This is a genomic window from Bradyrhizobium guangzhouense, assembly GCF_004114955.1.
Classification (GTDB): Bacteria; Pseudomonadota; Alphaproteobacteria; order Rhizobiales; family Xanthobacteraceae; genus Bradyrhizobium; species Bradyrhizobium guangzhouense.
In genome coordinates, this window is the sequence record NZ_CP030054.1 from 60,645 (window position 1) to 73,768 (window position 13,124).

A 13,124-nucleotide genomic window follows, 5' to 3' on the forward strand; every position below is an offset into this window, starting at 1 on the left:
CGGCGAAGCGTGCCAATCGCCGCGACAGACGCGTTAGATCTTTTCTTCTTTCAGCTTGGATTTTTTCTCAACTCGACTCGCGGTAAGCCCTAGAAGGCTTTCCAGCGCCGCAACTTGCGGTGCGGGAAGATACTTCCTTCGAAGCTCGATAATAGCGGGGCCGAACGTCTTCTGGATCGGTTGCCCGAACATTTCGAATATTTCCGCGAAGTAGATCTCGTGCCGCAATAGGGAGTCAGCAAGATTAACTATCGGCTTATTTCGCGTGTAGGAGCCGCCTTGCGCACGAATCTCCGCCACCAGAGCTTCTTCGAAATCCACTGTAAGGGTTACAAGATGCGGTGCGATTCCCACGGGAATGCCGTTTCCCTCGTGGAGATAAGTTCGCGACTTCGCACCGAATTGAAACTTCTCGACTTGAGTCCCGAAAAGGATGATGAGAATCGCAACCCCGCGGTCTGCAGCACGTCGAAGCGCGTCGCGGTGCGGCAGCAGTATTTTCTCTTCTGTTTTTACCCAAATGTGTGATTTCGCTCCGTCGATCATAGCCTCCATCTTGGCGGCGATCGCGTCCTCGCCGTTAATGGTCCATACGTAGCCACCGTCGTTGGACTGTGAAACAGCCGGAATCGTTCGGATCAACTTTGCGCAGCGCTTGCTCGTCGCTGTCGCAATTCGCTCAAACAGAACCTTGGGCGCTACCGCCACATACCGCAGTGGAGTTTCGGAGATCGGTTGAGCCGCCTCCTTCTTTGCCAGACTCTCGAGGACAGAATATGCGTTCGCCTTGGGTAAGCCTGCAAGTTTGGCTACTTCGTAGGCAGTCGCCTGCGAAAGCTCATAGAGCGCGAGGTAGGCACGCGCTTCGTACTCGCTAAAACCCAGAGCGAGCAAGTCTGGCATCAACTCACTTAGATTAGCTTGCTTATCGCCGCTCACCCGATTTTTCCTGATTTGAGCCAAGCAGCGCCCCCACCCGTCGACAAGAAGTGCTTTGCCTCAGTTGATCAATTCGCCTTCGAAGCTTGATTGTCACGCCCTAGCTGACCATTCCGACGTAGCTCCTTGCCGCTCGACGCCGTCGGCGCTCAATTTTGATAGAAGCGCAAGTCTTTGATATCCAGCGGGCAAAGCGAAACTAACATGGGTAGCAGCCTTTATGACTATGGCTTTCGTGTCAAGTGCATGACTTGATCGCGATGGCGCGTTCGACCAGATCGCGACCAGCCGATCGCAAAGCCAGCCAAAGCGAGCGCTCGAGATGAGATGGCCACAATCATCGACCTAATCAGGCCCACCCGACTCGCCAGATTTTCCGGAGAGCGGACTGGGGGCACAGTCTCAGCCTCCAAGCAACAGAGGACCCTGCCCAAAATATCCTGTCGGGGCGCCCCCTCGGAGAACATATTCCCATTACGGCCGCTCAAAACGAGACCTCGCTACCATTGCATCCAACGGCCAACCACCAATAATTTGCGCGTCGGCACAAGAACCGCGATGGGATGTCCTGACTACGGACCCCTCGGACGTTGATCGGATTGCAGTGCAGCAGACATCTGGCGAACTGTCTCGCTATCTATGGTGGATCGGATAAGTTGCTCTCTGGATGTTGCTGACGCAAACTGGGTTTATCTCGCGCCGCTCGCCTTTTTTGATCCGCCGTCACGTCCAGCAAAGCCTTCCGAATGACGAGACGATCCCGCGACTCCATCATATTGATGTCATGGGGCGACACCTATGATTCGCTCAAAGGCAATCGCGGCAGGAATTTTGGTTCGTCCCCGTACTTCCACGTGCCAAAGCGTGCGCGATATCTGCAGATCCTTCATTTTTATCGCCTTGAGCCGGCCAAGCTTGATCTGATCGCCAATGGTTGATGTTGAGACGATCGAGACACCAAGACCGCATGCGACAACTTGCTTGATCGCTTCCGTGCTGCCGATTTCGAGGGTTTTGCGCGGCCGCACGCCATGGTTCAACAGCGCCTGCGCGACGATCTCCCGTGAGCCGGAGCCTGGTTCCCGAACGATCAGGATTTCATCTTCGAGGGCCGCCGCATACACGTGATTTTCCGATAATGCGAAGGCGTGAGTCGGACCTGCTATCAGGCTCATCATGTCCGTCCGCCAGGCCGTACTGACGAGATCATCGTCTTCGACCGGTCCTTCCACGAGGGCGATCTCTATTTCATGCGCGCGCATCATTCCGGCAATATCCCGCGTGTTGGCGCTTACCAGATGCACATCGATGCTCGGATACCTGCGCCGGAAGCTGCCTATGTACTCAGCGATCATGTAGGTCGCGATCGTGGTGCTTGCCCCGATGTGAAGCGATCCGCTCGCGAGGTTGCGCAGCGACGACAGTTCCTCTTCGGCGGCCCGCTCGGCAGCGAACAGATTTTCTGCGTGCCTGAGAAGTGCCCGCCCCTCGCGGGTCGTACGTACTCCTTTCGATGTACGATCCAGCAAGCGACAGCCCACTTGCAGTTCGAAATCGCGTACTCCTTTCGAGACCGCGGGCTGGCTAACGCGCAAGATGTCCGCTGCTCGCGAAAAGCTTCCAGCCTCAGCGACGGTGGTAAAGAAGCGGAGGAAATGCAAATTCATTGGCATAACGCCTGCTTATCGGCCTAGATCAAAATTCTACTGTTATGAGCCCTTGGTTCTCGGGCATAGCCTTGTCGGCTGGCGAGGGACTCATGGCTCCATGCAAAGATCTTCCCAAATCGAGCAAGGTAGACGCGCCTGCCGGTCGTTTGGTTGCATTGCTTCCCGGCATCCTCTTATGCGTGCTCCTGACGCTGCTGTCGATTGGAATCCAGGAGGCCGAGGAGCACATCTTCCAACATCCCTATGTTGAAGCCTTGGTCATCGCCATCCTGCTCGGGATGATGATCCGCAGCGTCTCAACTACTTCCGAGCGCTGGAAGGTCGGAATCGCCTTCAGCGCGAAACAACTTCTCGAAGTGGCCGTGATGCTGCTCGGGGCCTCGATCAGCTTTGGGGCAATCCTGCCTTCCGGATTATTTCTGATTGCCGCGATCGTCGGAACGGTTGCGGTCACGCTTGCCGTGAGTTTCGGCCTCAGCCGCATGCTCGGCCTACCCACTAAGCTTTCGCTCCTGATCGCCTCCGGAAATTCCATTTGCGGCAATTCCGCGATCGCCGCGGTCGCCCCCGTTATAGGGGCAGATGGCGATGATATCGCGTCATCGATTTCCTTCACCGCGGTCCTTGGCGTGCTGATGGTGCTCGGGCTTCCACTGCTCATTCCACTCTTGGAGCTCTCGGCTACTCAGTACGGGATTCTCGCCGGCCTCACCGTGTACGCCGTTCCCCAGGTGCTTGCCGCGACCGTTCCGGCAGGAATCGTCAGCACTCAAATTGGCACCGTGGTGAAGCTCGTTCGGGTCCTCATGCTAGGGCCGTTGGTGGTCGGCTTGTCGCTTGTCGCACCACGCCTGCGTGGCGAAGTCGCGCCCGGCAAGCGCATTAACCTCATCAAATTGGTACCTTGGTTCATCATCGGCTTCTTGGTACTGGCCGGCCTTCGTTCGTTGCAGATCATACCCAGCAGCGTTGCCGCCCCCGTTGCGAAGCTCGCCAGCGTGCTAACCGTAGTCTCCATGTCCGCACTCGGGCTGGGTGTCGATATCCGGGTGCTTTCGAAGGCCGGCGGGAAAGTCACGATTGCGGTGACCTTGTCTCTGATACTTCTGCTCGCGATGAGCCTCGGCCTGGTTCAACTCTTCAAGTGAGGGCACTCTCTGCTTAACTTCGGGTTGCCAGCTGCGGTGAACATCGGGTTCACCGAAAGGATGTTGCAGGATGTGGTCGTATCACTTAATACTACCCCATACAAGTCAGCTTGTTGAGGATCGATGGGGACCTCCGCGGGTACTGTACAGGCACTACTTCCGCCTTGCATCGTTAAGTCGGCGCAATGAAGGCCGTACCTAAGCAGTTCGAGCCAGAGGCTGCTGGCGCGCTTAACGGCGTCCGTGTCGTGGACCTTTCGCGTCTGGTCGCCGGGAATATGCTCACCCTGCAGCTCGCCGACTTCGGAGCCGAAGTCATCAAGATTGAGGACATCGTCTCGGGCGACCCTCTGCGCGCTTGGCGGGTCAACGATGTCAGCATCCATTGGAAGACCTACGCCCGGAACAAGAAGAGTGTCGCGCTAGACCTTCGCGACGAGAGAGGTCGGACGATCCTATCGGATCTGCTCGCGACGGCGGACGTGCTGGTCGAGAACTTCAGACCCGGAGGTCTGGAAAAGCTGGGTTTGTTGCCCGAGGTCCTTCGAGCACAGAATGCAGGACTGATCATCGTGAGAATCTCGGGATGGGGGCAGACCGGTCCCTATCGGGACAGGCCCGGCTTCGGCACTCTGGTCGAAGGCATGTCAGGCTTCGCTTCCCGCAACGGATTCCCTGATCGACCTCCGCTGCTGCCACCCGCCACGCTCGCCGATATGGTCGCGGGCATTTACGGATTTGGGGCAACCATGGTTGCGCTCAGGCATCGAGAAGTGAGCGGGGGTAACGGCCAGGTTATCGACTTGCCCTTGTTAGATCCGCTTTTTTCCCTCCTCGGTCCCGAAGCCGGAATCTATCAACTAACACAGCAGGTACGCCCGCGGACCGGCAGTCGATCGCTTACCGGAGCGCCGCGCAACACATTCCGTACCAGCGACTCTCGCTGGATCGCAATCTCCGCCTCGATGCAAGTTGTGGCCGAGAGGTTGTTCCGGACTATCGGTCGCCCTGACATGATCGTGGATCCCCGATTTTTGACGAACTCTGATCGCATCAAAAACGCCGATGCTTGCGAGGAGCCTATCGCGGAATTCATTGCCGCGCGGACGCTTGAAGATAACATGAGTATATTCGAGCGGGCAGACGTAACTGCTGCACCAATCTACGACATCGATCAATTCTTGGATGACCCCCATGTTCAAGCTCGCGAAATCGTCGTTGGGTTACCGGACTCCGAACTCGGAACGGTTTTAATGCACAACGTGGTCCCGAGGCTCGAAACTACGCCCGGAAGGATTCGGATGCCCGCTCCGGATCTCGGTCAACACACGTTTGCGATTCTGCGCTCCCTCGGCATCACGCAGGCCCGGTTGGAAGAACTGCGCGAGGCTGGCGTCATCGTGCAGGCTAAGCCATCATCCCAATGACCCGTAGGCGACCGGAAGACACCAGTGTACCGATCTCTGCTTTATGTCCCCGCCTCATCTGAGCGCTTCATTGCAAAGTCGGCGCTTTGTGGCGCCGATGCCATAATCCTGGATCTTGAAGACAGCGTCGCGCCCGCACAGAAGGAGGGGGCACGCAATAGGCTTGCGTCGTCGATAAAACGATGCGCTGCCGCAGGAGCTGACATTTGGGTGCGTATTAATCGACCTCTGTCGGCTGCCGTCCGAGATATCGAGGCTTCGGTGCTCGGTGGTGCCAAGGGCATTCTGATTACAAAAGTCGAGGGCGCCGAGCACGTGCGGTTGCTTCTAGAGGTTGCTGAGCGAACCGAACGGGATCATGACCGTCGCGAGCCACTCCAAGCGATCGCAGTCATCGAGTCCGTCAAGATTTTGGCCAAAGCGGACGACATCGCACGCGCCCACGAGCGGGTGATAGGCCTGATGGGCGGTAGTGAGGACTTAGCGCTATCGATGGGAGCTAATCCCACTCATGAGGCACTTAAGATACCCAAGATGCTGGTTCACATGGCCGCTGCCGGAGCCGGAAAATACTCGTTCGGATTGTTCGGCTCCGTTGCGGACTACAAGGATGTCCGACTAATGCGCGAGCTAGCGGAGGAGGCATTCGGTCACGGAGTTACGGGTGCGACCTGTGTCCATCCTTCAGTGGTACCGATCCTAAACAATGCCTTTGCACCGTCCGACGCTGATGTCGCAAGGGCGCAATTGATCATCGAGACCGCCCGTCAGCAAACCGAACGTGGCGTCGGCGCCTATTCGCTGGAAGGCAGGATGGTCGACGAGCCCGTCGTCGAACGTGCCCGGCAACTCTTGGAGCGGGCGCGGCGCCACCGGCGTGCCGACGCAAGCTGATCAGAGCGTTAGAGTGTCGGCCTGCGGTAATCTGGGCTATTGATTCACAGCGCTCTATGAGCGGCCAGCAAACGTCTGGCGTTCGCGCTTCATCGCCTTGTCGACTTCCGCCGACAGAAGAGCCGTAACCTCGTCTTCGTATCGCCGGACCTGCGGGTCCCTTAAGTCCCGAGGGTGGGGTAGCTTGATCGCCACGTCCGCAATTATTCGCGAGGGCCGTGAGCTCAGAATAAGCACTCGATCGGCAAGCTGAACGGCCTCTGATACACTATGAGTTATCATCACGATAGTTCGATTGGCCTCGACCCAGAGGTTTTGTAGATCCTGGATCATGTAGTTCTTTGTTTGCACGTCGAGTGCGCCGAACGGCTCATCGAGTAGCAGCACCTCCGGATCGTAACTAAGTGCCCGAGCGATGGCGACGCGCTGTTTCATGCCGCCCGACAGAGACGATGGATAGGCATTCTCGAACCCCGAAAGGCCTGTCAGACGAAGCCACTTCCTCGCCCGCTCCTCAGCTTCCTGCCGTGGCACACCTTTGATGTCCAGGCCCAGCGTCGCATTACGCAACACCGTAAGCCAGGGGAACAGCACGAACTCCTGAAAGACCACGCCACGGTCGGGTCCTGGCCCCACCACGAGTTCGTTGTTGATTAGCAGTTCCCCCTGGCTTGCCTTCTCGAATCCAGCGATCAGGTACAGAAACGTCGACTTGCCGCAACCGCTTGGACCGATGATAGCCACGAATTCCCGTTCGTTGATCGTGCAAGAAATGTCCTCCATCGCCAGCACGTTTCCGAAATACTTCTGGACATTCTTGGCGACAATCTTGGGCTTGGTACCGGCACCGTCGCGCAGCGGGAGTATTTTTGCCGTTTCAACGCTCATTGAGTACTCCCCATTTCTCGATGGTAGCAGCTTCGATCTTGCCAACCAGAACGTTCTCAAGAAGATAGCCGAGCGCCGCAATCATCATCACGCCACCATAGATGACGCCAATGTTCATGTATTCGGAGGCGTCATAGATCATGAAACCCAGGCCATAGCTGCTGGCGGCCAGCATCTCGGCGGCGATCAGAGCGCGCCAGGCGTAACCTGTACCGAGCCGTGTGCCGGTGATCAGGCAAGGAAAAATGCCGGGAATAATGACGCGCCAAAATACCTGCCGTCGGCTCGCGCCCATCGACCAAGCCACCCAAAGCATTTTGACGTTCAGCATTTCGATGCCGCTCGCGACGATGTATATCATTTCGAAAACCGCTGCGAGAAATACGACTAGGATGGTCGTGCGGTTATCGATACCCATGACCAACAGCAGGACGGGGGTCCATGCTAGCGTCGGCACAGGCATCAAGATGCTAATGATTGGCTGAAACACCAGCCGCGCCCGCTGACTCATGCCAAGTCCAACCCCGAGCAGGGTACCTATGATTACCGCAAGTGATAATCCCGAGAGCAAGCGCAGCATGCTGTCTGCCACGTGCCACAGAATTGCATATGGCGGGTTTCCGTTTGGGCCGGATTGCACCCAAAGCTTGTTGAGGATCGCGGACGGCGCCGGAAACAAGAAGCCGTTTATCAACCCTAACCGCGAGCACACCTCCCAAGCCACCAGCGGCACCAGGATCAGCGCGATACGAGCCATCGGTATCGCGAGACCGGACGAGGCTGGGGACCGAGTATATCGCTGCAGACGGATGCCGGATGTGTCCACGCTCATCGATGGCTACCCACTTTTCCGTTACCGTGCCAGCGGTGAATGGTAAGTGCTTCGAGCGAGCCAAACACGCCACGTTCGATAAGGAGACCGATCAGGGCCAGGCATACGATGCCGACGAACATCGTGGATACGTCCATATAGGAACGCGCCGCGAATATCATGAATCCGAGGCCATGGGTCAACGCAGCTAGCATTTCGGCCGCGACCAGCGTGCGCCACGAATGCGCCATTCCAAGCTTCAGCCCCGAGATCAGCGCCGGCAGCGCACCGGGTAACAGCACACGCCGAAAGATATCAAACCGGCTTGCGCCCATGCTGCGCACGACCCACAAGGAGTGTCGGCCGATTGCGCGCACGCCCTGGATAGTACTGTACAGAATCGGAAAGAAGGCACCGAGGAAACAGACAGCAATGATCGTGATATCGCCTTGACCGAAAATGACCAGGAAGATCGGAGCCCAGGCAACTGCCGGTAGCGGCAGTAACAGGCTCAGGAGTGGGGAAGCAATCAGATAGGCCGTCCTGTTGAGGCCCAGGAAGAGGCCCATTGGGATGGCCAGCACGCATGCCAGAGCGAACGAACTCAGCGCACGCCACAAACTAACGACAATATGCGTCAGCAATATGCTCTTGGCGGGATCGGCTGGATCAAGCAGCACCCACGCGCGCCGCGCGATATTTGATGGCGAAGGCAGGATCGTCGCATTGATCCAGCCGAGACGTACCGTTGTCTCCCATATTAACAGGAAGACGATGATTGGCAGCGCGAACAAGAATGCCGATGCCGCCCCGCGGTACAAGATGCTACGCAGCCTCTGCTCGTCGGCAACACCCGCGAACGGCGCCGACGGCGTCGCGTTAGACATGATGGAGCCCTTAGTTGGTAGATGACGCGAGTTTCGCCGCTTCCTCATAGAATTGATTGCGCACGAGGCTCTTGAAGTCCGGAATGTTGGGAATCTTTCCGGCCGCCTTCATAGACTCGGCAACCGGCATGAGCTCGTCGGTCATCGCGTCGGTCAGCTTTGGATCGACGTTGATCCGCGTCAAGGCAAGCTCCAGCGCCTTTGGATCGATGTCCACGCCCTGCTTGCTGATATCGGCTGCAACCTTGCTGGCGGCATCGTCCGGTTGCGTCTTCATGTACGTGCCGGCATCGATCAACGTGGCAAGATATCGCGCCACGGCCTCGGGATGCTCATCAGCAAACTTGCGGCGCACCAGCACAAGGTTCGGCGATTCACTTACGCCCTTCATCGACTGAATACGCTTTACCACGCCCATCGTCTCGCCAATCGCAACATGCGGCTCCCATGCCACTGCAGCGTCGACAACACCTTGCTGCACGGCGGCTCGCAGGTCCTCAACCTTCATATTGACGATCTGGAAGTCGCCTTCCTTCATCCCGTTCTTGTCTAAAAAGACACGGAAAGTGCTGAAAGAGCCGGATCCGGCAACCGCGCCGATCTTCCTTCCTTTGAGTTCAGCCACCGCTTTGACAGATGAATGGTTCGCGACAATTACGCCGTAGCGATCGCCCCCATACTGATCGGCGGCAATAATGTAGAACAGATTGGGCTGCATCGCAGCCATAGTGATTAGTCGACCTGAGCCTCCGTTGCCGATATCGATTTGCCCGGCGACAAACGCCTTGAGTATTTCGCTTCCAGAGCTATAGCTCCCGATGTCAACCTTAAGGTTGTACTTTGCGCCCCAATCCTTGGTGCGATAAACGTCGTCGGTTGGAACGGCTTGCAGACCTATCTTTATTGTCAGCGCATCTTTGGACGTGGCGTGCGCTGGAATCAGCATCACGCAGGATGCCACAACAAATGCTACACGACGCAACTTGTTTTGGATTGAGCGAGCCATTTTTGTGCCTCCCTGTCGGCAGTTTATGATGCAGTTTGTTCTGCAACTTATTGATCAGGCCGCTGAACGGCTCTTGCTTGCAGCGACTGCCGCAGCAGCGCTCTCACCTGCGATCTTCCCGAATACAGCGCCTGAAGTGAGCCCCGTGCCACCTGGATAGTTATGATAGAACAGCCCCCCGACCAGCTCTCCAGCTGCGAACAAGCCGGGAATCGGAAGGCCGGCTGTATCCTGCACCTGACCGCTCTGGTCAATCTTGAGTCCACCGAATGTGAAGGTGACACCGCACGTGACGGCATAAGCCTCGAATGGTCCTGTATCAATCGTGTTGGCCCAATGGGACTTGCGCGGCGAACTCTCCGCGGAGCGGCCATCTTTCGCATTCGGGTTGAAGGGAACGTCCTGCCGCACCGATGCGTTAAATTCAGCGACGGTCTTGAGAAAGGCGTTGCGATCAACGCCTTCGAGTTGGTCGGCGAGACCCTCCAGGGTATCCGACGTAATCTTGGTGATTTGCCGGATCCTGTATTCGTCGCGCAAAAGGTGATGCACCTTAGCATCGAATACCTGCCAAGCGAACTGGCCGGGTTGCGCTAGGATTTCGCGACCATACTTGGCATAGGTATAATTGCGAAAATCGGCTCCCTCATCAAGGAAGCGTTGGCCTCGGGAATTGACCATGATGCCGAATGGGTAGCTGTGCTTCTGGTAGGCATCCCCTACTGCGAGATCGCCGAACGCCGGAGCATTTTGGTCCCAGCCGACGGCATGTGCTCCGGACCAATGTCCACATGGCATTGCACCAATCGCAAGCGCCATTTGGATTCCAGCGCCGGTATTGAAGCGTGTGCCACGAACTTTCGCCAGGTCCCAGTTTGGTCCGAGATACCGCGCGCGCATTTCCGTATTAGACTCGAAGCCTCCGCACGCCAGGATGACAGCATTTGAATGCAGATCGCGCTCCTTGCCTTGATGCCGGACGCGAACTCCAACGACCCCGCTATTGTCATTGATCAAACTGACCGCGGCAGTTTCGTAAAGAAACTGGATACCCTTCCCTTCCGCGGACTCTAGCAGCATGTCCACGAGACCGGGACCACCACCCCACACTTCCACACTGAGCCCACCCCAGAATTGGAACCGTCCGTTCACTTTGTAGGCTTGCCGCCCATGACTAGTTTGAAACCTAACGCCTTGCTCTCGCATCCACCGAAGCGTCGGCAAGCTGCGCTTGACTAAAATCTCGCATAAGTCAGGATCGGTCCTGAATTGCGTCACGCGAAACATGTCATCGAAAAATTGGTCCTCGGTGTAAGTGCCGAAATCAGTATTGGCTAACGTATCGGGATTGATGTCCGGCACTACGCTTAGCACGTCCTCCACACCATTGAAGACGTATCGCATGGCGCCCGCCGTATAGGTCGAGTTCCCTCCCCGCTCGTCCCGAGGCGCCGCCTCAAGCATGAGGACAGTCGCGCCATTATTGCTGGCGGATATGGCCGCACAAGCGGCAGCATTTCCTGCCCCTACCACGATGACGTCAGCGTCGAATTCACGAGGCATAATACGAGTTCTTTCCTGGCGGGGTCTTGGGCTCGCAGATTCCGCCTTCCCTGCTTCCTGGAATATGGTAGTAGCATGAGATACTATCCTTCAACAGATGTCAACTGCTGCAATTGTTGAGGAAACCCTGATGAAGGTCTTAGTGCCGGTAAAGCGGGTGGTCGATTACAATGTCAAGGTCCGCGTCAAGGGCGATGGATCGGGCGTTGAACTCGCCAACGTCAAGATGTCGATGAACCCCTTCGACGAAATCGCGGTTGAGGAAGCGCTGCGCCTGAAGGAAGCCGGCAAGGCGGCCGAAGTCGTGGTGGTCTCCATTGGACCGGCGCAGGCGTCGGAGACGATCCGCACCGGTCTTGCCATGGGCGCCGATCGCGGCATCCTGGTGAAGGCCGAAGGCACCGTCGAGCCGCTCGCCGTCGCCAAGATCCTCAAGAAGGTTGCAGAAGAAGAGCAGCCCGGCCTGATCATTCTCGGCAAGCAGGCGATCGACGACGACAGCAATCAGACCGGCCAGATGCTGGCTGCGCTGCTGGGCTGGTCGCAGGCGACGTTTGCCTCGAAGCTCGAGGTCGAAGGCTCCGACTTCAAGGTCACCCGTGAAGTCGACGGCGGCCTGCAGACCGTCAAGCTCAAGGGACCGGCGATCGTCACCACCGATCTGCGTCTCAACGAGCCGCGCTATGCCTCGCTGCCCAACATCATGAAGGCCAAGAAGAAGCCGATCGCGGAGAAGACCGTTGCCGATTACGGTGTCGACGTCACTGCGCGCCTCGAAGTTTTGAAGACGGCTGAGCCCGCGGGCCGCAAGGCCGGCGTCAAGGTGAAGGACGTCGCCGAGCTGGTGTCGAAGCTCAAGAACGAAGCCGGGGTGCTCTGATGACTGCGTTGTTGATTGCTGAACACGAACAGGAGGTCCTCAAGGACTCCACCAACAAGGCGCTGACCGCGGCGTCCCAGCTCGGCGGCGACGTCCACGTGCTGGTCGCTGGCGGCGGGCAGGGCACCAAGGCTGCGGCCGAGGTCGCCGCGAAGCTCGCTGGTGTTGCCAAGGTGCTGGTCGCCGAAGGCGAGGCCTACGCGCACGATCTGGCCGAGCCGCTGGCCGCGCTGATCGTTTCGCTGGCCCCGTCCTACGATGCGATCGTCGCGCCCGCGACCTCGCGCTTCAAGAACGTGATGCCGCGCGTCGCGGCGCTGCTCGACGTCATGCAGGTCTCGGAGATCACCAAGGTGGTCGCGCCCGACACCTATGAGCGTCCGATCTATGCCGGCAACGCCATCCAGACGGTGAAGTCGAAGGACGCCAAGAAGGTCATCACGGTCCGCACCTCGACCTTTGCGGCGGCAGCTGCCGGTGGCAACGCGCCGGTCGAAAGCGTCGCTGCCGCGGCCGATCCCGGCCTGTCGACCTTTGTCGGTGAGGAAGTTGCCAAGAGCGACCGTCCCGAGCTGACCTCGGCCAAGATCATCGTCTCTGGTGGCCGGGCCATGCAGAGCCGCGAGAACTTCGCCAAATACATCGAGCCGCTCGCCGACAAGCTGGGCGCCGGCGTCGGTGCCTCGCGTGCGGCGGTGGACGCCGGCTATGCGCCGAACGACTGGCAGGTCGGCCAGACCGGCAAGGTCGTGGCCCCCGAGCTCTATGTCGCCGTCGGCATTTCCGGTGCGATCCAGCATCTGGCCGGCATGAAGGACTCCAAGGTGATCGTCGCGATCAACAAGGACGAGGACGCGCCGATCTTCCAGGTGGCCGATTACGGCCTGGTCGCCGACCTCTACCAGGCGGTTCCGGAGCTGACCGACGCGCTCTCATAACCCCGCTCCACAAGCTTGGTGAGGCGACCGAGAAACGCCTGCAAGTTAAAGTCTGCTGGTGTCTCAGAACAGC

At 58.0% G+C, this 13,124-nt stretch carries 12 protein-coding genes; 5 read left to right on the forward strand and 7 right to left on the reverse strand.

From position 1 onward, the window contains the following. Nucleotides 1-33: 33 nt before the first annotated feature. Complete coding sequence (locus XH91_RS34335) at nucleotides 34-939, reverse strand: TrmB family transcriptional regulator (protein ID WP_206733164.1); 906 nt, start codon at nucleotides 937-939, stop codon at nucleotides 34-36. Nucleotides 940-1,721: 782 nt separating this feature from the next. Next, on the reverse strand, nucleotides 1,722-2,606 hold the full coding sequence (locus XH91_RS34340) for a LysR family transcriptional regulator (protein ID WP_232995588.1): 885 nt from the start codon (nucleotides 2,604-2,606) through the stop codon (nucleotides 1,722-1,724). Nucleotides 2,607-2,698: 92 nt separating this feature from the next. Between XH91_RS34340 and XH91_RS34345 the strand changes: the two genes are divergently transcribed. The 3 genes from XH91_RS34345 to XH91_RS34355 all read left to right on the forward strand — a co-directional run bounded on the left by XH91_RS34345 (nucleotide 2,699) and on the right by XH91_RS34355 (nucleotide 6,078). Continuing rightward, nucleotides 2,699-3,757: a YeiH family protein gene (locus tag XH91_RS34345; protein WP_128929685.1), complete on the forward strand. Its 1,059-nt coding sequence runs from the start codon at nucleotides 2,699-2,701 to the stop codon at nucleotides 3,755-3,757. A 185-nt stretch (nucleotides 3,758-3,942) separates the two neighbouring features. Beyond that, complete coding sequence (locus XH91_RS34350) at nucleotides 3,943-5,184, forward strand: CaiB/BaiF CoA transferase family protein (RefSeq protein ID WP_128929686.1); 1,242 nt, start codon at nucleotides 3,943-3,945, stop codon at nucleotides 5,182-5,184. A gap of 24 nt (nucleotides 5,185-5,208) precedes the next feature. Next, nucleotides 5,209-6,078, forward strand: coding sequence for an HpcH/HpaI aldolase/citrate lyase family protein (locus tag XH91_RS34355; protein ID WP_128929687.1), 870 nt, complete (start codon nucleotides 5,209-5,211; stop codon nucleotides 6,076-6,078). 54 nt (nucleotides 6,079-6,132) lie between these two features. On the opposite strand, the gene XH91_RS34360 is transcribed toward XH91_RS34355, so the two are convergent. From XH91_RS34360 to tcuA, 5 genes are all read right to left on the reverse strand, one after another. Further along, nucleotides 6,133-6,966 carry an ABC transporter ATP-binding protein gene (locus XH91_RS34360; RefSeq protein WP_128929688.1) on the reverse strand — a complete coding sequence of 278 codons (834 nt, stop codon included), beginning with the start codon at nucleotides 6,964-6,966 and terminating at the stop codon, nucleotides 6,133-6,135. Beyond that, nucleotides 6,956-7,723 carry an ABC transporter permease gene (locus tag XH91_RS34365; RefSeq protein ID WP_128929689.1) on the reverse strand — a complete coding sequence of 256 codons (768 nt, stop codon included), beginning with the start codon at nucleotides 7,721-7,723 and terminating at the stop codon, nucleotides 6,956-6,958. Before XH91_RS34365 ends, XH91_RS34360 begins: the two co-directional genes overlap by 11 nt. 71 nt (nucleotides 7,724-7,794) lie before the next feature. Next, a complete protein-coding gene (locus tag XH91_RS34370; RefSeq protein ID WP_128955089.1) occupies nucleotides 7,795-8,664 on the reverse strand; it encodes an ABC transporter permease in 870 nt (289 codons plus the stop codon). 10 nt (nucleotides 8,665-8,674) lie between these two features. After that, on the reverse strand, nucleotides 8,675-9,670 hold the full coding sequence (locus XH91_RS34375) for an ABC transporter substrate-binding protein (RefSeq protein WP_206733163.1): 996 nt from the start codon (nucleotides 9,668-9,670) through the stop codon (nucleotides 8,675-8,677). Between the two features lie 54 nt (nucleotides 9,671-9,724). After that, on the reverse strand, nucleotides 9,725-11,233 hold the full coding sequence (tcuA, locus tag XH91_RS34380) for an FAD-dependent tricarballylate dehydrogenase TcuA (RefSeq protein ID WP_128929691.1): 1,509 nt from the start codon (nucleotides 11,231-11,233) through the stop codon (nucleotides 9,725-9,727). A 130-nt stretch (nucleotides 11,234-11,363) separates the two neighbouring features. On the opposite strand from tcuA, the gene XH91_RS34385 reads away from it, so the two are divergent. Further along, nucleotides 11,364-12,113 (forward strand): electron transfer flavoprotein subunit beta/FixA family protein, encoded by a 750-nt coding sequence (locus XH91_RS34385; protein WP_128929692.1) that lies wholly within the window; start codon nucleotides 11,364-11,366, stop codon nucleotides 12,111-12,113. After that, complete coding sequence (locus tag XH91_RS34390; protein ID WP_128955090.1) at nucleotides 12,113-13,051, forward strand: electron transfer flavoprotein subunit alpha/FixB family protein; 939 nt, start codon at nucleotides 12,113-12,115, stop codon at nucleotides 13,049-13,051. The genes XH91_RS34385 and XH91_RS34390 overlap by 1 nt, the downstream gene beginning before the upstream one ends. The last annotated feature ends 73 nt before the right edge of the window (nucleotides 13,052-13,124 follow it).

Bases quoted from the DNA above. Each gene is read 5' to 3' on its own strand.
- XH91_RS34370 (WP_128955089.1), bottom strand. From the start codon at position 8,664: ATGTCTAACGCGACGCCGTCGGCGCCGTTCGCGGGTGTTGCCGACGAG.
- XH91_RS34385 (WP_128929692.1), top strand. From the start codon at position 11,364: ATGAAGGTCTTAGTGCCGGTAAAGCGGGTGGTCGATTACAATGTCAAG.
- XH91_RS34390 (WP_128955090.1), top strand. From the start codon at position 12,113: ATGACTGCGTTGTTGATTGCTGAACACGAACAGGAGGTCCTCAAGGAC.
- tcuA (WP_128929691.1), bottom strand. From the start codon at position 11,233: ATGCCTCGTGAATTCGACGCTGACGTCATCGTGGTAGGGGCAGGAAAT.
- XH91_RS34345 (WP_128929685.1), top strand. From the start codon at position 2,699: ATGGCTCCATGCAAAGATCTTCCCAAATCGAGCAAGGTAGACGCGCCT.
- XH91_RS34350 (WP_128929686.1), top strand. From the start codon at position 3,943: ATGAAGGCCGTACCTAAGCAGTTCGAGCCAGAGGCTGCTGGCGCGCTT.
- XH91_RS34375 (WP_206733163.1), bottom strand. From the start codon at position 9,670: ATGGCTCGCTCAATCCAAAACAAGTTGCGTCGTGTAGCATTTGTTGTG.
- XH91_RS34340 (WP_232995588.1), bottom strand. From the start codon at position 2,606: ATGAATTTGCATTTCCTCCGCTTCTTTACCACCGTCGCTGAGGCTGGA.
- XH91_RS34360 (WP_128929688.1), bottom strand. From the start codon at position 6,966: ATGAGCGTTGAAACGGCAAAAATACTCCCGCTGCGCGACGGTGCCGGT.
- XH91_RS34365 (WP_128929689.1), bottom strand. From the start codon at position 7,723: ATGGCTCGTATCGCGCTGATCCTGGTGCCGCTGGTGGCTTGGGAGGTG.